Below are 20676 nucleotides of genomic sequence, written 5' to 3'. Positions count from 1 at the left end.
ACGAATCGTTAGAAATTCTTAAGACAAGATTTATGAAACGCTAAAGTTATTTTACACTTAAACTTGTTATTCAATGACAGGTTTTTTATTTTCAATTCTTGATGATTGGATGCTTATATCAGACGTTACTTTAATTGAGTTTTCATTTAACGCTAATTTTCCTTCATGGGCTAACCTTTGCCAAGTTCGTACATCTTTTCGATACAATACTTCTGAAAGACGATAAATATCTGAATGTAATTCAAGTGCTTTGTTATATGTACGTCTAATTTCTTCTTCAATGTTTTTTTGCATTTCTTTTTTTAAAAAGCGATAATCTTTATTTTCAAGTATTTGATTGAAAACAGCTTGTCCTTTCACTTGAATATTAAATATAACATCATCGTCTCGAACCATTGGCTCAATTGAAAACGAGGGTCGAATGATTATTGCCTCAGCAATTGGTTTATCACCTTCATGAATATCTAAATTAATTCTTAATGCATCTTCTGTTAACCATCGTAGACCATTTACATCTTCTCCTGTTATAAAACCACGAAACTCGTTTTTGTGTAAAAGTGCAACTCCGACTGTTTTTATCATCGTTTCTGTTTTTTCAACAGATGTCCAATCATTTTCTGTTGTCGTTACAGCTGGGATAACGGAATCATAACCTGGCTCCTTCAGATGAAGTAAAAATTCTCGCATTGATATTTCTTTAATCCAAGAACTTTGTTCATACGTGTTCGTAATATCAGTTATTCTCGTATAAACAGGAGAACCATCAAAAACAGGGACAGCTTCGAATAATTTGTCTACGTTTTCATCTTGAGTGCTAAATACGAGAATACGGTATCTCGTTTCGCGATAACGATCTATTAAATCCATAATATCTTTCATTTTGTTATGTTTTAACGCTTCCTCCGTGATAACAATCATCGTTAAATGCCCCCAAAACAACCTCCGCTGTGTAGAGTCATATATTTTAAAAATCGCATCGTTTACCGTATCCCCTTTTTCTTTTGCAATCACCGCTTGATTTCCTTCTGAACTACCCCCACCTGTTTCAGCTTGACCGAGATTCCCTAAATTCACAACTTGCAAGGAGACATGGACTTGTCCATCCTTATAATCAACACCGATTCCGTGCACATAATCCATACGTTCGGCTTCTTCAATACCCCAGCAACCGGAGAGAAATACAAGTGAAACTACAAACACACCATAAAGATGTTTTCGCAAAGTGAAATCAATCCTTTCTCTTCGGTGGTTGTCTCGTTTTATCTTTAGTCCGCAGAAAACTAGGACGTCTTTTGTACTTTTTCTCCGGTAATCTTAAAAATGTTTTTAGTACAGGTTTTATTGTTGTTACTTCAGGAACTGTCATGTAAGAAACTCCTAACGATTGGATGTTAGCCATATACATTAAAACAATATAAATCGAAACAAAAAATCCGAAAAAACCGAAACAAGAAGATAACAAGAGTACAAAAAACCTTAAAATCGCGACAATCCCATGTAAAGATAAATTAACGAGAGTGTATGCCGCAACGGCTGATGTTGCCATGATAACAACGGTAAGCGGACTCGTTATGCCCGCACGGATGGCAGCATCTCCTATGATTAGCCCACCTACAACACTTAACGTCTGTCCGATCGCCATCGGAAGCCGCAAACCAGCTTCACGAAACACTTCAAACAAAAACAATGTAACTAAAGCTTCAATTGGGGCTGGAAAGGGAACACCTTTGCTCGCCTCGATGATCGTTCCAAGAAAAACGATCGGAATTTGGTTCTGATGGAAACTTGTCAATGCGATATGAAAACCCGGTAAATAAATTGCGAACACTAATCCGAGAAATCGGATCAGCCGTTCTAACGAGTTATAAATATAATTACTTTCCGTATCTTCTCCTGTTTTTAAAATAAACCCAAAATTTACTGGAACGATGACCGCATACGCCACACCATCAACAAAAATTAAATAACGGCCGTTTAAGAGACTATTTATCGCAAAATCAGGTCGGCCAGTATAATGGTGCGTCGGAAAAAAAGAAAATGGCTTTTCTAAAATTAATTCATGAAACTGCCTACCACTAAACACCCCGTCAATGTTAATTTCTTTTATTCTTTTCTCAAGTTCTTGAAGTTGTTCTCCGTTCGCAATATCCTTAATATACAAAATTGCAACTTCAGTTTGCGTTCGCTTCCCGACTGTATACTTTTTCAATGCTAATGAATTTGTCCGTAACCGTTTTCGTATGAGAGCAATGTTTGTCGATAAATCTTCAATAAAGTTATCGCGAGGACCTTTAATTGCCACTTCTGTATTCGTCTCTTCGGTCGAACGCTGCGGTCGGTCAGAAATATCAATGGTAAAAAACATATTTTCTTTTTGAAAATACACTAGCAGTTGACCTGAAAATATTTTTTCAATCGCCTCATTTTCATAATAAATCCGTGTTATCCCTGGAGCATATAGGTGGTGGATGACATCTTGTTCTGATACTTTCTCTTTCGTTATATGTTTAAAAAAATAAACAAATCTCTCATAAATAACGTTGTTTAACGCATTGCTATCGACAAGACCAATGCACATTATAAACGTAATATCATGCTTATATAAGGACTCCCCAAAAGAAAATGTATGGAAATTAACATCTGCACTTTCGGCAAACAATGTTTCAAGGGAATTTAAATTTTTTAGCAATTTTTGCTCTGATTCTTGTTGTCCTCCATGATCATTACCTTGCTTATTTTTGATTGACAACTGTGCCACCCCCCTTTTTTTTCCGTCTATTACTTATAAAAACACAACACGCAAGTATGAGAGATAACGTAAAGAAAATATAAAATGTTGCAGGCAATGCAATGTAGTTTAAAAAATCAAAAAAATACCGATCATCAACTGGAATGACAATAGTAATTGTAATGATGGCTGATACAGCGGAAAGTAGCCATACATTCACTTTTGTACTCGATTTGTTTAACAATAAGCGTAAGATATACAACATTAACGTAATCCGAATAAATGCACCTGAAAGCCATTGATATATTGAAAGATAGTCAACGTGTTCAATGTATTTACCGACTCGAACGAGCGCCCATTCTTCATATGCTGGATAGCGCTGCATTGACGCTTCCCCTGGCCCAAATTCAACGATTGCACCTGTTAACGGACCAAGTGTAAGCCAAGTTAGGATGATCGTATTTATAACGAAATGTCGATATTTAAGCTTTGTATGAAACTGATGTTGAAGAAAGATGATAAAGATTAACTCGACCATACCTGATGCTTGATAAATGAGTGAATGAAAGATCGGTGCGAAACCATTTTCGAACATTGGTAGTAACAACGAGTAATCTTTATATTGAATATTAGCTATAGCTACAAAGTGACCAAGAAAAACGACGAGAGCAAGTAAAAAGAAATTAGCAATTGCTAGTGCGCGAAGACTCGTCATCGCTGCCAACACACATGGAATAATAAACAAAAGCGTTATAGCTAATGGAGGAGTACGCCATAAATAAGACACATTTGTCCACGTAATCGTTTCTCTTAACGTCACACATACTATGATGACGATATACACTCCGACAACGCACCGAAACAAAATAGAAAACTTTTTTCCGATATTGTTTTCTAACCAATTGTTAATATGTTGTCCTTTTATTGTTTTATAAATGTATAAAAGTAAAAAAGACCAAATTAACGTTAGTAAAGCAACAAGAAGGACGCCTATCCAAGCGTCGCGTCCACCAGTTTTAAGAAGCATAGGAATAACGATGACATGATTTTTTAAACCAACTGCAGAAATTAATAACAATGTCATTTGAAATACAGAAATTTTATTAGACTTATCCATACGTTCTCCATTTCTCACAATTTTCTTCTTTCCTTATTATGGTTAGCAAACATGAAAAATTATTCATTAATTAAAGGAAGATTGACTTTATAGATAAAAGAATAATAATGATGTGAAGTCTCAATCCGAGGTAATTTCCGACGCGAAAGTTAGAGGAAGAACAAAAAAAGTGTAAACAAAGACTTTTTACTTTGTTTACACTTATTATGATGTAAGTTATGCTTTTAAGCTTTCTTTAGCTTTTTCTGCAAGATTTGCAAATGCTTTTTCATCATTAACAGCTAAATCAGCAAGCATTTTACGATTAATATCGATTCCAGCTGTTTTTAATCCGTGCATAAGACGGCTGTATGATAGTCCATTTAATCGAGCTGCTGCGTTAATCCGAGTAATCCATAACTTTCGGAAATCACGTTTTCTTTGACGACGGTCACGATACGCATAGCGTAACGACCGCATAACTTGTTCATTAGCTGTGCGAAATAATCTATGTTTAGCGCCATAATAACCTTTGGCTAATTTTAAAACTTTTTTACGTCGCTGACGAGTAACGTAGCCACCTTTAACTCTTGCCATGATTGCATACCTCCTGAGTTTCTTTATCTTTTCTTATACGTTAACAACGAACGAATTCGTTTGAAATCTCCACTTGATACGATTGCAGCCTTACGAAGCTTACGCTTTTGTTTTTGCGTTTTATTTGCAGCTAAGTGACTTGTATACGCATGATGACGTTTAAGCTTTCCAGTCCCTGTTTTTTTGAAGCGCTTTGCAGCACCTTTGTGAGTTTTCATTTTAGGCATAGTAACTTCCTCCTTAAAAACTTCGAATATCTATTTCGATTCGTTCGTATTTGGTGCCAAGATTAAAAACATGCTTCGGCCATCCATTTTTGGTCTGGATTCGACAACTGCAAGATCTTTGCATTCGTCAGCAAGACGATCTAATACATCTTTTCCGATGTCAGAATGCGTAATCGCACGACCACGGAAACGGATGCTCGCTTTTACTTTATCGCCTTTTTCAAGAAACCTTCTTGCATTTCTCAGCTTTGTGTTAAAATCATGTTCGTCAATGTTTGGGCTAAAGCGAACTTCTTTCACATTGATCGTTTTTTGCTTTTTCCTGGCTTCTTTATCTTTTTTTTGCTGTTCATAGCGATATTTCCCAAAGTCCATAATTCTACAGACAGGGGGTTTTCCGTTCGGTGCAACCATTACAAGATCAAGGTTTGCATTTTGGGCTAATTGTAATGCTTCTTGACGCGACTTCACCCCAATTTGATCTCCGTTTGCACCAATGACTCGAACTTCGCGAGCGCGAATGGCCTCATTCACCAACATGTCTTTACTAATAGTTAGCCACCTCCATTAATTTATCGAACCTTTAGTGAAGGCTATTTTTTCACTACAGGCATTCTCAATTTGCAATTTGATGAATCTATCGACAAAAGCAACGGCCTGTCTTCATTCATACAGAGAGATTATACAGGATAGAAGTATATTCAACGTTTTCACAAAACTTAAACAATACTCCATTAAGTCTGTTGTGCTAAGAATGTAACTTAAAGAAAAAACATTACATTTAGAATCTCGAACGTGATGTATAACCACACCACTTGCACGTCCTGCACACAAAGTAGAAATCAGTATTTTGTACAAGATCCTAGTCTTTAGCTCGAGCCTCATAGAAAAGTCCAGCTTGTGTCAACGTTGCAACAAAAATAACACTTGAATATCCTCTGCAGTTTTGCGACGAATAACCCCTGTCGCAGAACGTATCTCTCATTTTCTTCTTGATTAAACATGCATAACAAATAAAAAAATGTGGACGCAGAAACGCCCACACCGATCGAGATCAAAATTATTTTCCACTTAACCTGTTAACTACCGAGCATTCCGGCGTCATTCAGGTGAGAAGCGGGCGCTTCTTCTTGCTTCGTCGAATATTCATTTACTTGCTCAACAAGCATAACACTACATCAATACAATTGTCAATTATTTACGTTGCTGAATCAATTCGGTAATTTCAGATATAAACGTGTCTAACGGCTGTGAAGTTGATTTTTGTTCTCCATATTTACGGATATTGACACTTCCAGATTCAATTTCTTTATCACCGACGACGACCATAAATGGAATTTTTTGGACTTGGGCCTCACGTATTTTATAACCAATTTTTTCGTTTCGGTTATCCATTTCTACGCGGACACGTTTACGTTGTAACGCTTCTTTCACTTTGTTTGCATATTCAATATGAACTTCAGCAACAGGGATAATCTGTACTTGGATCGGTGCTAACCATGTTGGAAATGCACCTTTATATTCTTCAATTAAAAACGCAACAAATCGTTCCATCGTTGAAACGACGCCACGGTGAATAACGACTGGACGATGCTCCTTGCCATCTTCACCAATATACGTTAAATCAAATCGTTCAGGTAAATGAAAGTCCAGTTGAACAGTCGAAAGCGTTTCGTCTTTTCCGAGGGCTGTTTTCACTTGAACGTCTAACTTCGGTCCGTAAAATGCTGCTTCACCTTCCGCTTCAACGTAGTCTAGACCGAGATCATCCATCGCTTCTTTTAACATCGATTGTGCCTTATCCCACATGGTATCGTTATCAACGTACTTTTCCTTATCTTTCGGGTCACGATAAGACAGACGGAAGTAATAATCATTGAGGTTAAAATCCCGATATACTTCTTGAATGAGCTCGACAACTTGAATAAATTCCTCTTTAATCTGATCAGGGCGACAGAAAATGTGGGCATCATTTAATGTCATCGAACGGACACGTTGCAAGCCTGCAAGCGCACCCGACATTTCATAACGATGCATTGTCCCTAATTCAGCTACTCGATATGGTAAATTACGATAACTGCGAATTTCATTTTTGTAAATCATCATATGATGCGGACAGTTCATCGGACGAAGTACGAGCTCTTCGGTTTCATCCATTTTCATAGACGGATACATGTCATCCTGATAATGATCTAAATGTCCACTAATTTTATAAAGTTCAACACTCGCCAAATGCGGTGTATACACGTGATGATAGCCGAGTTTCTCTTCTAAATCTACAATATATCTCTCGATAGTACGACGAATCGTCGCCCCTTTTGGTAACCAAATGGGCAGACCTTGTCCAACTTCTTGTGAAATCGTAAATAACTGTAACTCTTTTCCTAGTTTACGATGGTCACGCTCTTTCGCTTCTTCTAGCATTTGCAAATGTTCATTGAGTTCAGATTGCTTAAAAAACGCTGTTCCATAGATGCGTTGCAACATTTTATTATTACTGTCGCCTCGCCAATAAGCACCTGCAAGGCTTAAGAGCTTAAATACTGTTAATTTGCTCGTCGATGGAACGTGAGGACCTCTGCATAAATCAAAAAATTCCCCTTGCTCATAAATAGTCACTTCTTCATTTTCTGGAATATCGTGCAACAATTCAACCTTTAACGGATCTTCAATTTCATTAAACATCCGTTCTGCTTCTTCCCGAGTTACGACGTGCCGGCGAATTTCAAGGTTTTCATTAACAATTTTTTTCATTTCTTTTTCAATTTTAGGTAAATCTTCAGCAGAAATCGGTTCTTCGCAATCAATGTCATAATAAAAGCCATTTTCAATGACAGGACCGACTCCAAGACTGACATTACCGTATATTCGCTTTATTGCCTGTGCCATTAAATGCGCTGTGCTATGCCGTAACACTTCAAGAGACTCTTCATGATTCGGAGTTAAAATTTCAATACTACCACTTTCACGAAGCGGTCGTTTTAAATCAACTAGTTGCCCATTTAATTTTCCTACAATTGCTTTTTTTCGTAAACCAGGGCTGATCGAAGCTGCAATCTCATCAAATGTTGTTCCGTTAGGAAACTCCTTGACAGTTCCGTCTGGAAATGTAAGTTGTAGATTTTCTGCCATGTTCCTTCCACTCCTTTAAATTGTTAATAAAGTTGTTTTTGATACAATATCGATAAACTGCGACGCACAGGATGTGCTAGTGCAAATTTTTACGGTGGGACGAGTAATCGCAGTCCCAGACGTTGCCACAGGACTTAAACAATGCTCCCTCGAGTATGCTGTGCTGAGAGTAAACCCAGAACAATACATCTCTGAGTAAACATTGGGAGTCTCGAACGTGGCGTTCTTGGTTTGCGTACCATAAGTACTGCTTTGGAAATACACTTCGCTTTCCTACAGAGGCCTTCGTGTATTTCCTCCGCTTCAAACTACTGATGTATTTACAGTAATAACACTAGAAGGTTAACAGAGCAAAACAAGTGCATAGCTTCAACTAGCATAGTTTCTTTCAACTGCGAGAATAAAGATATACATTAATTCTTACGAAAAGATCCTTAAAAAACAAAAATCCCGTCCCAAAAAATGGGACGAGAAGTTCAACTCGCGGTTCCACCCAGCTTCTGCAACATTTGTTGCAACACTTTCATTTGATAACGGTTCATTCCGGCAACAGCTACTCTGTTCACTGTTGAAGTTCAGAGGTGGTAAACTGCTGACAATGTTTGGAAGCTTTCAGCCTCGACTTCCTTCTCTTTAAAACATCCATACAACAATTCATGTCCTCATCATTACTTTTTCCATGTAAACTTATGTAGATATTATACGCATTATAAATAAGAAAATCAAGAATCAAAAATAATTGCAAAGTTAACTTGACGTACTCATGTCAGGTACTTCTTTCAAGCTTCGAATAGACAATCTTTCTTGAAAAATATTTTTTAGTGTATAAAGAATTCCAGTCTGATCATCATCTGCATAAACGATTACTTCCTTCGGAGCAAACGTTAACAATGGTTGTAATAATGTAGGTTCAATTAGCGACTGATGGGAAAAAAAACTCGTATTGTTCATTGCTCTCGTTATTTGTTCTTCATGGATTAAATGAAAATGTTCATCAAAAAAGACAGGTTTATTTGTATATACGATGTGCAAAACATTCATTATTGGCGTTTTTTTACCTAAAAAAGAACGAAGATTTTCAATGAAACTTTGATAATCTTGTTCCAATTTGTATTCATCGATCGCCATTTCTATGTAAGTCAATATACATTCGCGGTATTCCTTCATACGAAACTTTAAAAATGAGTCAAAGCTAAATGATAATTCCTTTTTAAAACTATCATCTAGCAGCGAGTTTACCGCATTCTCGATAAGCCCTTGGCGAGACGGAATCGATGTAACATTCGGTAAATCCGTCCGTTTTCCATTCATAATTGAATAAAACAAAGAAACTATCTCCTGAATTTCATCTTTGTCTTCATAATAAAAGTTCTCTTTTAATACGTCACGCAACCATGTAAGTTCAAACGTAGCAAGAATGTAATCCGCAAACACGTGTGACAGCATCGGCTGGATTACATATTGAAATGTAACCTCATCTCGATCGAATGTGATGTAAAGCAGTTCTTTTCCGACTTTTTTTACAGATACCCCAAAAACAACTTCATAATTTCCATTTTCAATATGATTCATAATCTGATTGTAAATTTGTTCACAATCTTGACGATTGGAAAATTCTACTTTAATCAAAACATCCCCTCCTTTTGCGTCATACCTTGTACAAATATATGGCGCAAAAGGAAAAAAATGAGTTATTTTTGAATGTAGTTTGCTCTTCGGTTAGCTCCTCCGATAAATTGAGCAATGGTATAATGACGTATGCGCTCCATAATTCGTTTCGCTTTCAGCAGTTCCGTTCCAGCTTTTGCTGAATACGCTAAATGATCTTCTAACCCATCGTAATCATAGTTTGAACTATATAGTGTCGGCAAACCTTCCATCATGCGATACTGCAAGATCGACCCGAGTACATCATCACGAATCCAACTTGAGATAGTTTCGGAACCAATATCATCTAAGATGAGCAATGGAACAGTTTTAATATAATTTAGCTTATCGTGAAACGTATCATCCCCAATTGCATTTTTCAATTCGCGAAAAAAATCAGGAGTGTAGACAATGAGTGATTTTACTTGCTTTTGAAACGCTAATTCATTAGCAATTGCGCACATTAAAAAAGTTTTCCCGACTCCAAAATCACCATAAAAGTAAAGTCCATGCTTCGTTTTTCCTTCTTCAAATTCATCTACGTATTTATCAGCTAGTTGAATCGCTTCAATCCGCTCAGGCTCAATGTCAACTTGTGACAAACGAGCATTCACAACTTCTTTCGGAATGTATAAGCTTTCAAACAGCTGTTGCTGTCGATATTCTTCATCATATTTAATTTTCAAGGGACAGCGATTGTATGTGACATCTATCGCTTCATGCGAGACAATCAGCTCTGGACTATACCCAGGAATGATATTCTTACAATTTTCTAATCCAGGACATGCGAGGCAATTTTTTTGTTGCTGATCGAATTCATATAATTTCGCCAGACCGTTTTCTAGCATTAGTTTCGTAATCGATTCGTCTTTAATCAATTTTTGAATCTCACGATTCGCTAACACTTCTGACTTTATTTTCGAAAACGTTGACTGAAATTTGTTGTTCTTCATCATTTCAGTCAAAGTATCTCGGATCGGTTCCACTTTGTCACCTTCTCACTACAGTACTATCACTATTTTTCTTTATACTTTTTTTTCAATCGGGCTTCAAGCTGCTTTTTCTTCTGTTCAAAATTAGCAGGTTGTTGTTTCTGCGTTTTGTATTCATCTGTCATCCATTTCGGAAGCGTATCTTTTCTCTCGTTTCTTTTTGAAGTAGACGTTTTTCTTTGCTTATTTTGACTTGACCACTCTTGATATTTTTGATGTTCTGCTCGTGCAAGTGCCATCGCTTCTTTTACCGTTTTTATATTTTTGCGAGCCCAATGCGCACCAATTTTGACTACGTAAGCACGTGGTAGCTTCATATCATTTGTACGCATGACATATTCGATGAGGACATTCACAACACCAGGTAATAACTTTTGATCGAACATAAGTGATTCGACTATTTTAATATCACTTTCAGCAGGTTTTGCGCCACCAGCTATCTTCTCAAGTTGTTCATATGGGCTAATCGTTTCAAACAGTTGTGCCGCTTTATCTTCTTCAGTTTCAGGCTTATTTTTCACATGCTCTCGGTACAATGGCGGTTGAACACGTATACTTAAGTGTGGCAATTGGTTATTATGTTGGAGAGCGTACCATTCATGAGTTCCTTTACGTAGTGCTTCAACCGTAAGGTCGTTATGTTTTAGGTAAGTCGTTTCAACAATCTGTTTCATTTGCAACGGCTCGAGCTTATAAATATATGCTAGTTTTTTTATCGCTTCGATAATTATTTCTGTAAACACTTCGTCTGGAACAATTAAATCTGAAACACTTTTCTTAAGCCAATCGATATCAAAGTCGTTAGATATGCGAATCGATGTCCCTTCTGATTCATCGATATAATCATTTCCCGATTCCAACTTCATCGCTTGTTCCATTTCTGAAGCTTTTTTTACGGCCATTTCTGAAGGATGAAGAGATTCAAACACATCATTAAAAGCAGCGGTTACTTGCTGATAATCGCTTTCGTTAGTTAGTTCTGAAGCTGTAAATTCTTTTTTTAATTGCTGAAAGTGATAATGACCTAATCGGTTATATAAATAGACATTTAATACCCCATCGTTAAAAAAATGACGCGGTGAGAGCGGAGCTTCAAGTAAATAAAAATAATCTCTTGGCTCACTGTCAGCATTGACAAATGTTTTTAACAGCCCAATCCCTTCTAATTTTTTCCTCCCCGCTAAAATTTGTTTTAAATCCAGTTGCACGACATTCATTAAACTGCGATGGGTTGAAGGCTTACTCCAGTCACGCTCTGAGTCTATTTGACTCCATAATGTCATATAAAGACTATACGCGATCGAACCGATTAACGGTTGATATAATGTCGTTAACGTTTTTCGATAAAATTCGTGCATGATTCCATTTGCACGAACTTGATACCGATCAACCGGTAGCAATTCTTTCCAATGATTGCTCATGTTTTCCCCAACCTTCTCAATTCCTGTTACGAAGAAGTAAATTTCTAAAAAACTGTTTCTCTAGCAAGATTAATAAGCTGTGCGGTAAAAGCTCTAAGTAGTCGCTTTCCGCGCGTAACACCAACAACTTCCTTAGAAGCAAAGAACGGCTTCGTACGAAATTTTCTGACGTACAGGAGTACTAATGGGCAGAGTAATCATAGTCCCTGACATTGCAATAAGAACTCAAACAAAGACAGTCGAGTATGCTGTACTGAAAATATACATAGAACAATACGTCTTCGAATAATGATTGAGGGTCTCGAGCGTGACGACTTTAATCTCCATTCCTTTAGCGTGGAGGCTCAAGCATGCCCGCGGAAAGCAAAGTATTATGAAGGAGCGGTAATGACTACTGTTTCGTCAAATCGTGAAAATAAAAAAGCAAGTAATTATGGATAAAGCCGATGCTAAAAAAAGAGCTTAAAGGTTCATATACATCTTTAGGCTCTCTTAACATGGAAAATTATTTATTTATCCACTCGTTTTAGCAATTCTTTAAGTTCTTCAACAAAAACGTTAATATCTTTAAATTGACGATATACGGATGCAAATCGTACGTAAGCCACTTCATCGATATCTGCCAAATATTCCATGACGAGTTCCCCAACATCTTCACTACTTACTTCAAGGGACCCTTCATTTCGTATATCTTTTTCAATATTGTTCACTGCATCTTCTAAAACTTCTAAAGGCACAGGACGTTTTTCGCATGCTTTAATCATTCCTCTTAACACTTTGTCCCGACTAAACTCTTCTCTCGTTCCGCCTTTTTTTACAACGATTAGTGGAGTTTCCTCGACAGTTTCAAATGTCGTAAATCGAAAATTACAAGACTCACATTCTCTCCTCCTGCGAATAGAGCGGGCATCATGTACTGGTCTTGAATCCAAAACTCTCGTACCATTATGTTGACAACTTGGGCAGCGCACTTCAAATCACTCCACTCCATCATTACATTAGTTTAAGAATAGCAGGATTTTCGACATTTTACAATGAAAATCAAAAGAGGCAAAGGTTCAACAACTCCCTTTGCCTCGCCACTCGTTGTAATTATAACATATCAAACACTTGTTGAACGTCTTTATCGCCTCGTCCAGACAAGTTTACGATAAGAACGTCATCTTTCGATAAAGTCGGTGCAAATTTTAATGTATATGCAATCGCATGAGCACTTTCCAAAGCTGGAATAATCCCTTCTGTTTTCGACAAAATTTGAAATGCTTCTAACACTTCTTCATTCGAAACAGCATAATATTCAGCACGACCAGATTCTTTCAAATAACTATGTTCCGGTCCAATTCCAGGATAATCCAAACCCGCTGCGATTGAATACGTTGGCATCGGGTTCCCCTCTTCATCGATCAAGGCTAAACATTTAAATCCGTGAATCTCAGCAGGGACTCCCTTCGTTAACGAAGGTGCTTTATCAGGCTCTACACCGATAAGACGAACGTCTTCGTCATCCAAATAGTGAGCAAATGCACCGATTGCATTACTTCCTCCGCCCGTACAGGCAATGACCGCTGTCGGTAATTTCCCCTCTTTTTCAACGATTTGTCTTTTCGACTCTTCGCTAATGATCGATTGAAAATGTTTTACGATTGTAGGATATGGATGTGGACCGACTGCAGATCCGAGCAAATAAAACGTATTTTCATGATTTTGAACGAGGTCACTTAATGCTTCATCGACTGCGTCTTTTAGCCTTCCTTGTCCTTTTTCTACAGAGACAACTTTAGCACCTAACAGCTCCATTCGAAACACGTTCAATGCTTGCCTTTTCGTATCTTCAGCACCCATATAGATGACACATTCCATTCCGAACATCGCACAAGCCGTCGCTGTTGCCACTCCATGCTGCCCGGCTCCTGTTTCAGCGATAATTCGCTTTAATCCCATTCGTTTTGCTAGTAAAATTTGTCCGATGGCGTTATTAATTTTATGTGCACCTGTATGGTTTAGATCTTCACGCTTTAAATAGATTTTTGCACCGCCTAGTTTTTCAGTTAATCGTTTCGCAAACGTAAGCGGGTTATCGCGACCAACAAAGTCTTTTAAATAATATTTAAATTCTTGAATAAAATCTTCATCATCTTTATATTTTTCAAAGTTCGCATCTAAATTCGATAATACTTCCTGTAAGGCTGGTGGAACGAAGCTCCCACCAAATTGACCAAAATAACCCTTTTCCTTCACTAAGCTCATCTAAGCTCTCCTCCATCTATATTAATCTACATGATTAAGTGTACCAGGTTCGTTTAAAAATGTATAGTTCCGATTTATAACAAAAAAAGTAGAGGTGATTAAACCCCTACTTCTGAGCGATTATACATTTCTTGTCCGACATGTGCCGCTAAGTCAACGACACGACATGAGTAACCCCATTCGTTGTCATACCAAGCAAGTACTTTTACTTTGTTCTCACCCATGACCATCGTTGATAAACCATCGATAATGGATGAGTTTTCATTCCCATTAAAATCAATCGAGACTAACGGTTCTTCCGTATAGCCTAGAATTCCTTTTAACTCACCTTCAGATGCTTCTTTGAGCACACGATTCACCGTTTCTTCAGTAACTGGTGTTTTCACGTCGACGACAAGATCAACGAGTGATACATTTGGTGTCGGAACACGTAATGCCATGCCGTTCATTTTTCCTTCTAAATGGGGCAATACTTTTGATAATGCTTTTGCAGCTCCTGTTGAAGTTGGAATGATTGACATGCCGCAAGCTCTCGCTCTACGTAAGTCTTTATGTGGATTGTCAATATTTTTCTGGTCATTCGTATACGCATGAACGGTCGTCATCAGTCCACGTTCAATACCAAAAGCATCGTCAATCACCTTCGCAACCGGTGCGAGACAGTTCGTTGTACAAGAAGCATTAGAAATAATATGATGTTTTTCGGTGTCATATTGTTCTTCATTAACACCCATTACAATTGTAATGTCTTCATCTTTTCCAGGTGCTGTTATTAATACTTTCTTTGCACCCGCCTCAATATGATAACCAGCCGTTTCTTTTGATTTAAATACACCTGTTGCTTCGATGACGATATCAACTTCAAGTTCTTTCCATGGTAGTTGTTTCGGATCTCGATTGCTTAACAGCTTTACTGTTTTTCCATTTATGATTAACGCGTTTTCGCCAGCTTTCACATCAGCATCAAACGTTCCGTGCACACTGTCATACTTAACTAAATGTGCAAGTGTTTCCGCAGGGTAGCTCGCATTCACAGCAACAACATCTAAATCATCGCGAGTAATCGCCTTTCGAAAGACCATTCTCCCGATTCTTCCGAAGCCATTAATTGCTATTTTCGTTTTCATTAAGATGCCCCTTCCGTGATATATGCTATACTTATTTTACTAATAGTATAACATATAATATTCATAATGAAACAATTAATTTACATCCCAATCGTTTAAAATCCTTAATAATTGCTCTTTTGTCTCATTGAGCGTGCCATTATTGTATATGACTGCATCAGCGAGCGGAATTTTTTCTTTAATCGGCATTTGCGAGTTGATTCGATTTCTTGCATCTTCTTCACCCATTTTATCCCGTTCGAGTAAACGCGCAAGTTGAATATCTTCAGAGACAGCAACAAGCAAAATTTTATCAAATTCATTGCGATCACGTTTTCCTTCAAATAAAAGTGGAATATCTAGGACAATCGTTTTGAAGCCTTGTTGTAAATAATTATTTTTATAAGCGTCCATTTTTTTTTGAATCGCAGGGTGTACAATTTGATTTAACGTTTCCCGCTTATCTTCATTTTGAAAAACGATCGAACCAAGTTTTTTTCGATCTAACGTACCGTCCGAAAATAAAATGTTTGTTCCAAACTGCTGAATGATCTGTTCGTACGCTTCTTCTCCCGGCTCAACAACTTCTCTTGCAATTTTATCTGCGTCAATGACAGGAATACCTAAATCTTTGAACATTTTAGCAACCGTACTTTTTCCTGTTGCAATGCTTCCTGTTAAGCCGATAATCATAGTATCTCCTCCAATTCAACAAGCTTGTTTATCATCATTATGTAAATAAGGGAAATCGGGATACGCTCCGATCTCCCGCTGCGTTACGCAAGTTTTAAAACTCCGATTAACATAAGTAAGCATCCTGGTAAAATAGAGAACTTTTCGATCCATTTTAGTTTTGAAAAAAGCAAACCAAATTTCATACCACTTAAAACAAAAATGGAACTCATCATTGCAACTGAAAGCGACATAAAGAAAGGAGAATATCCGAGCAATGCAGCACTAATGCCCGCTCCGATTGCGTCTAATGAGAGAGCAATTCCAAGAATTAACGCTTCAATGCCTGTTATCGTCCCAGACTTATCTAAGTCCGCTACTGTCGGCTTTTCCAACACTTGAATAACGATACCTAATGATTTTATTTCGAAATGGACGATCGTATAGTCTTTATTTCCATTGTTCACCTTTGTCTTTGCTTTCTGGCTTTGAAATACGATCCAAAAACCAATGACTATTAAAATGATTCCTCCAAGCTTTTCAGCAACTATAGGGGAAACAACTGATTCAATCATCGAACCTACACCCATTGCAGCTAAGAAAAAAACAGCTGAACATGTCGCAATAATAACGAGCGACCGGTACGGTAGCTTTAACTTACGAAGTCCATACGTAAATCCAACGCTAAATCCATCAACACTAACCGCAAAAGCTAAAAGTAATAATGCGAACGATTCTGCCACAATTTCTTCTCCTCCCTCCGATTTCGAATGAGCTATACTTTTTCGAAGCTAACATAGTATATGGGAGGAGCTAGTTTGACGTACGTAGCGGTTAAGCTATTTTTGACATTTTGGGCAATAATGAGTCCCGCGCTGAGCTACGACCGTTTTTTCAATTTCGGTTCCGCATTTTCGACATGGTTCGCCTTTTTTCCCGTAAACAAAATGATTCAGTTGGAACATGCCCATATCACCTTGGCTATTTACATATGAACGAACGGTGCTTCCGCCTTTGTCAACGGCTTCTTTTAATGTTTCGATAATTTCAGCATGTAACGTTTCAAGTGATTTTTCCGGTAATTTATTCGCTTTTTGTGTCGGATGAATTTGAGCACGAAATAACGCTTCATCGACATAAATATTGCCTAAACCAACGACAATTGATTGATCGAGCAAGACTGCTTTAATACTTCTATTTGTTCTTTGAAATGCTTTCTGAAGGACGTCTGGGGTAAATTCGTTTGAAAACGGTTCAACTCCAAGTTTTACTAACGGTTCGCGCTGTTCCTCTTCGCCTTTTGGAAGCAAATGCATCGTACCAAACTTCCTTACGTCCATATATCGTAATTCTGTATTATCCGTAAATGAAAAAATAACATGTGTATGTTTTTCATAAGGTTCATTCGATTGTTGCAACATATAACGACCTTCCATCCGCAAATGTGAAACAAGAACATCCTCATCCAAAATAAATTTTAAAAATTTTCCCCTTCGGTCAATATCGTGAATCGTTTGGCCTTGACATTTAATTTTAAATTCCATTCCATCAGCAGGTTGTTTTATAATGTTTCCCCATAATATGGTGACATCTTGAATCGTTTTTCCGATAACAAGACGTTGAAGTGTTCGTTTAATTGTCTCTACCTCTGGTAATTCTGGCATTTCCTTCTCTCCCCTTATTTCGCATCATACCAAGTTGGACCGTAAGAATAATCAACTTTGAGGGGGACTTCTAATGCTATTGTGTTTTCCATCACTTCTGGAACAATGATTTTAAGTGTTTCAATTTCATCTTTCGGTGCTTCAAAAATGAGTTCATCATGAACTTGTATAAGCATGTTCGTTTTTAGCTTTTCCTCTTGAAGACGCTGTTCCATTTCAATCATTGCTTTCTTTATGATGTCAGCCGCACTCCCTTGAATCGGCGTATTCATCGCCGTTCGTTCTGCAAAGCTGCGCAAATTAAAGTTTCGGCTTTTAATGTTTGGTAAGTAACGTCTTCTATGCAGCAATGTTGAAACATAGCCATCTTGTTTCGCCTTTTTCACGATTTCATCCATGTATTGTTTAACACCAGGATAACTTTGTAAGTAACGTTCAATAAATTCCCCAGCTTCTTTTCGAGTAATTCCTAAACTTTGGGATAATCCGTAATCACTAATACCATAAATGATCCCAAAGTTAACAGCTTTAGCATGACGTCTCATAAGTGCAGTAACTTCATCTGCATGAACATGAAAGACGTCCATTGCTGTTTTTGTATGAATATCCATATTGTCTTTAAACGCTTGAATAAGCTTTTCGTCTTTCGCAATATGCGCAAGAACGCGTAGTTCAATTTGCGAGTAATCGGCAGCAAAAATAACCCAATCAGGTTGAGACGGAACAAAAGCTTCACGAATTTTTCGACCCTCTTCAAGCCGAATCGGGATATTTTGTAAGTTTGGTTCCGTCGAACTAAGACGACCTGTTTGTGTCAGCACTTGGTTAAAGCTCGTATGAATTTTTCCCGTCTGCTCATTAATCACTTTGAGCAAACCTTCAATATATGTTGAATAGAGCTTTCCAAGCTGGCGGTACATTAAAATATATGGAATGATTTCATGCTGGCTTTCTAATTTTTCTAATACGTCAGCAGAAGTAGAATAGCCTGTTTTCGTTTTTTTAATGACGGGCAAGTTCAATTTTTCGAACAACACTTCGCCTAATTGCTTCGGTGAATTTAAATTAAATTCAACACCCGCAAGCTTGTACACTTCCTGTTCAATTGAAGATAAGCGTTTCTCGAGTTCGCCACCCATCTCTTTTAACCGTTCGCCATTTACGCGAATGCCTCGCAACTCCATTTTCGCTAATACGTGAGAAAGTGGCATTTCAAGTTCATGAAGTAACTCAGTCTGTTCATTTTCAGTTAATTTTTCGCTTAAAATCGAATTTAATTCGTACACTGCTTTCGCTTTGCGCACGAGATGTTCAGCGACGATCGCCTGTTTTGGTACTTTGCGTTTTGCACCTTTGCCATACACCTGTTCATCGGATTGAACGAAATGAAGGTTTTCTCTATTTGCCACTTCAGCAATATCATGGCGCCCTTCAATAGTGTTCAATAAATATGCAGCAATTAAGACATCAAATGTTAGACCTCTCAGCCTTATTCCTTTCCAGCCTAACGCAACTTCAGCACGTTTAGCATCAAATGTCCATTTTTGCTTAGATTCATCTTCAAGCCAATTTACAAATGTAGAAGATGCGAAAGCATCAGTCGTAGAAATAAAATAATTTCCTGTTTTATTAACGAGCGCAATCCCTAAAATATCGGCGTCATGATAATTATCATTAACAACTTCTACGATGAGCGCTGTTTCATCAACGAGGATGTCATCGGTAATGTTACGTACCGTTGTAAATGCCACGTCTTCTTCAAATGGCTCCGTATCTTCATTCTGATGATCAAATCGCTTAAGGAGCGTTTTAAATTCTAAATCTGAAAAAAGACGTACAATTGCTTCATGATCACGTTCTTGGAACGTAATGTCTTGAAGTGAAATTTCTATTGGACTATCTCGATCAATCGTAACGAGCTCTTTACTAATAAAAGCTAAGTCACGGTGAGTTTCTAAATTCTCTTTTAGCTTTTTCCCAGAAACTTCATCGAGCGAATTCATGACGTTTTCTAGTGTACCAAATTGTTTTAATAATTTGATTGCTGTTTTTTCACCAACACCAGGAATTCCGGGAATATTGTCAGATGGATCCCCCATCAGTCCCATCATATCAATGAGTTGGGACGTATTAATTCCATATTCCTCCTCTACAGCTTTCGGATCATAAGCGTCAATTTCTGAAATTCCTCTTCTTGTAAAGTGGAGAGTAACGTGATCGCTTACTAGTTGAAGAAGATCTTTATCTCCTGAAATGATTTTCACTTCCCAACCGCCTTCTTCGGCTTGTTTAGAAAGAGTTCCAATAATATCATCTGCTTCATATAGTTCAAGTTCATATCTCGGAATTTTAAAAGCATCAAGCAGTTCGTGAACATAAGGAATTTGTTCAGACAGTTCAGGCGGAGTCTTTTGTCTACCTCCTTTATAATCTTCGTACTTTTCATGTCGAAATGTTTTGCTACTTGCATCAAATGCAACTAAAATATGTGATGGATTTTCTTCATCAACTACTTTGAGGAGCATTTGTGCAAACCCGTATACAGCATTCGTATACACACCTTTTGAATTCGTTAAAAGCGGCAATGCAAAAAATGCGCGGTATAAGATGCTGTTACCATCGATCAGCACCAATTTATTTTTCAAAGACACAACCTCCTACAACATAAATAGAAAACCGTACTTTCCTTAAGTCATTTTACCATGTCATGACAATCAATTGAAAATACAGTTATTAAAAATTACGCTTCTCTTAAAGTTTTTTGCATTTCTTAAGAAGTTAAAAGAAACTACGTTAGTTGAAGCTATGCACTTGTTTTGCTCTGTTAACCTTCTAGTGTTATTACTGTAAATACATCAGTAGTTTGAAGCGGAGGAAATACACGAAGGCCTCTGTAGGAAAGCGAAGTGTATTTCCAAAGCAGTACTTATGGTACGCAAACCAAGAACGCCACGTTCGAGACTCCCAATGTTTACTCAGAGATGTATTGTTCTGGGTTTACTCTCAGCACAGCATACTCGAGGGAGCATTGTTTAAGTCCTGTGGCAACGTCTGGGACTGCGATTACTCGTCCCACCGTAAAAATTTGCACTAGCACATCCTGTGCGTCGCAGTTTATCAATAATGTTTCAGAACCACAGAAAACAG

The 20676-nt window shown here is 37.6% G+C and carries 17 protein-coding genes and 2 other annotated features; all 17 genes read right to left on the bottom strand.

Annotated features, from left to right (window positions below; translation table 11 throughout):
- Window positions 1-66: 66 nt before the first annotated feature.
- Window positions 67-1221 (bottom strand): Ger(x)C family spore germination protein, encoded by a 1155-nt coding sequence (locus ABU914_RS03155; RefSeq protein WP_379668304.1) that lies wholly within the window; start codon window positions 1219-1221, stop codon window positions 67-69.
- A gap of 7 nt (window positions 1222-1228) precedes the next feature.
- Window positions 1229-2749 carry a spore germination protein gene (locus ABU914_RS03150; RefSeq protein ID WP_379668303.1) on the bottom strand — a complete coding sequence of 507 codons (1521 nt, stop codon included), beginning with the start codon at window positions 2747-2749 and terminating at the stop codon, window positions 1229-1231.
- Window positions 2733-3845, bottom strand: coding sequence for an endospore germination permease (locus ABU914_RS03145; protein ID WP_379668302.1), 1113 nt, complete (start codon window positions 3843-3845; stop codon window positions 2733-2735). The genes ABU914_RS03150 and ABU914_RS03145 overlap by 17 nt, the downstream gene beginning before the upstream one ends.
- Window positions 3846-4061: 216 nt before the next feature.
- Window positions 4062-4421 (bottom strand): 50S ribosomal protein L20, encoded by a 360-nt coding sequence (gene rplT, locus ABU914_RS03140; RefSeq protein ID WP_379668301.1) that lies wholly within the window; start codon window positions 4419-4421, stop codon window positions 4062-4064.
- Between the two features lie 23 nt (window positions 4422-4444).
- Window positions 4445-4648 (bottom strand): 50S ribosomal protein L35, encoded by a 204-nt coding sequence (gene rpmI, locus ABU914_RS03135; RefSeq protein WP_379668300.1) that lies wholly within the window; start codon window positions 4646-4648, stop codon window positions 4445-4447.
- 30 nt (window positions 4649-4678) lie between these two features.
- Entirely contained in the window at window positions 4679-5188 is a 510-nt protein-coding gene (gene infC / locus ABU914_RS03130) for a translation initiation factor IF-3 (RefSeq protein ID WP_379668299.1), read from the bottom strand.
- A 469-nt stretch (window positions 5189-5657) separates the two neighbouring features.
- Window positions 5658-5786: a sequence feature (ribosomal protein L20 leader region), on the bottom strand.
- 56 nt (window positions 5787-5842) lie between these two features.
- Window positions 5843-7780 carry a threonine--tRNA ligase gene (gene thrS / locus ABU914_RS03125; protein ID WP_379668298.1) on the bottom strand — a complete coding sequence of 646 codons (1938 nt, stop codon included), beginning with the start codon at window positions 7778-7780 and terminating at the stop codon, window positions 5843-5845.
- Window positions 7781-8240: 460 nt separating this feature from the next.
- Window positions 8241-8458: a binding site (T-box leader), on the bottom strand.
- Window positions 8459-8527: 69 nt separating this feature from the next.
- Window positions 8528-9409, bottom strand: coding sequence for a sporulation protein YtxC (ytxC, locus tag ABU914_RS03120; protein ID WP_379668297.1), 882 nt, complete (start codon window positions 9407-9409; stop codon window positions 8528-8530).
- Window positions 9410-9471: 62 nt separating this feature from the next.
- Window positions 9472-10413: a primosomal protein DnaI gene (gene dnaI, locus ABU914_RS03115; protein WP_379668296.1), complete on the bottom strand. Its 942-nt coding sequence runs from the start codon at window positions 10411-10413 to the stop codon at window positions 9472-9474.
- Window positions 10414-10442: 29 nt separating this feature from the next.
- The gene (locus tag ABU914_RS03110) at window positions 10443-11840 is read right to left on the bottom strand and encodes a replication initiation and membrane attachment family protein (RefSeq protein WP_379668295.1); all 1398 of its coding nucleotides are present in this window, start codon (window positions 11838-11840) and stop codon (window positions 10443-10445) included.
- Between the two features lie 509 nt (window positions 11841-12349).
- The gene (nrdR, locus tag ABU914_RS03105) at window positions 12350-12811 is read right to left on the bottom strand and encodes a transcriptional regulator NrdR (RefSeq protein ID WP_379668294.1); all 462 of its coding nucleotides are present in this window, start codon (window positions 12809-12811) and stop codon (window positions 12350-12352) included.
- 121 nt (window positions 12812-12932) lie between these two features.
- Window positions 12933-14087, bottom strand: coding sequence for a tryptophan synthase subunit beta (gene trpB / locus ABU914_RS03100; protein ID WP_379668293.1), 1155 nt, complete (start codon window positions 14085-14087; stop codon window positions 12933-12935).
- 98 nt (window positions 14088-14185) lie between these two features.
- On the bottom strand, window positions 14186-15214 hold the full coding sequence (locus tag ABU914_RS03095; protein ID WP_379668292.1) for a glyceraldehyde-3-phosphate dehydrogenase: 1029 nt from the start codon (window positions 15212-15214) through the stop codon (window positions 14186-14188).
- A gap of 75 nt (window positions 15215-15289) precedes the next feature.
- Window positions 15290-15886: a dephospho-CoA kinase gene (gene coaE / locus ABU914_RS03090; RefSeq protein ID WP_379668291.1), complete on the bottom strand. Its 597-nt coding sequence runs from the start codon at window positions 15884-15886 to the stop codon at window positions 15290-15292.
- Between the two features lie 83 nt (window positions 15887-15969).
- The gene (ytaF, locus tag ABU914_RS03085; RefSeq protein WP_379668344.1) at window positions 15970-16644 is read right to left on the bottom strand and encodes a sporulation membrane protein YtaF; all 675 of its coding nucleotides are present in this window, start codon (window positions 16642-16644) and stop codon (window positions 15970-15972) included.
- 60 nt (window positions 16645-16704) lie between these two features.
- The gene (gene mutM / locus ABU914_RS03080) at window positions 16705-17529 is read right to left on the bottom strand and encodes a DNA-formamidopyrimidine glycosylase (RefSeq protein WP_379668290.1); all 825 of its coding nucleotides are present in this window, start codon (window positions 17527-17529) and stop codon (window positions 16705-16707) included.
- A 14-nt stretch (window positions 17530-17543) separates the two neighbouring features.
- Window positions 17544-20174 carry a DNA polymerase I gene (gene polA, locus ABU914_RS03075; protein WP_379668289.1) on the bottom strand — a complete coding sequence of 877 codons (2631 nt, stop codon included), beginning with the start codon at window positions 20172-20174 and terminating at the stop codon, window positions 17544-17546.
- Between the last annotated feature and the right edge of the window lie 502 nt (window positions 20175-20676).

The sequence above is a fragment of the Pueribacillus sp. YX66 genome, assembly GCF_041725775.1.
GTDB lineage: Bacteria > Bacillota > Bacilli > Bacillales > UBA6769 > Pueribacillus.
This window is presented reverse-complemented; position numbering and strand designations above follow the sequence as displayed.

Excerpts from the sequence above, each read along its gene's own strand:
- ABU914_RS03145 (WP_379668302.1), bottom strand. The coding sequence starts at position 3,845 with ATGGATAAGTCTAATAAAATTTCTGTATTTCAAATGACATTGTTATTA.
- rplT (WP_379668301.1), bottom strand. The coding sequence starts at position 4,421 with ATGGCAAGAGTTAAAGGTGGCTACGTTACTCGTCAGCGACGTAAAAAA.
- rpmI (WP_379668300.1), bottom strand. The coding sequence starts at position 4,648 with ATGCCTAAAATGAAAACTCACAAAGGTGCTGCAAAGCGCTTCAAAAAA.
- infC (WP_379668299.1), bottom strand. The coding sequence starts at position 5,188 with ATGTTGGTGAATGAGGCCATTCGCGCTCGCGAAGTTCGAGTCATTGGT.
- thrS (WP_379668298.1), bottom strand. The coding sequence starts at position 7,780 with ATGGCAGAAAATCTACAACTTACATTTCCAGACGGAACTGTCAAGGAG.
- ABU914_RS03110 (WP_379668295.1), bottom strand. The coding sequence starts at position 11,840 with ATGAGCAATCATTGGAAAGAATTGCTACCGGTTGATCGGTATCAAGTT.
- trpB (WP_379668293.1), bottom strand. The coding sequence starts at position 14,087 with ATGAGCTTAGTGAAGGAAAAGGGTTATTTTGGTCAATTTGGTGGGAGC.
- ABU914_RS03095 (WP_379668292.1), bottom strand. The coding sequence starts at position 15,214 with ATGAAAACGAAAATAGCAATTAATGGCTTCGGAAGAATCGGGAGAATG.
- coaE (WP_379668291.1), bottom strand. The coding sequence starts at position 15,886 with ATGATTATCGGCTTAACAGGAAGCATTGCAACAGGAAAAAGTACGGTT.
- mutM (WP_379668290.1), bottom strand. The coding sequence starts at position 17,529 with ATGCCAGAATTACCAGAGGTAGAGACAATTAAACGAACACTTCAACGT.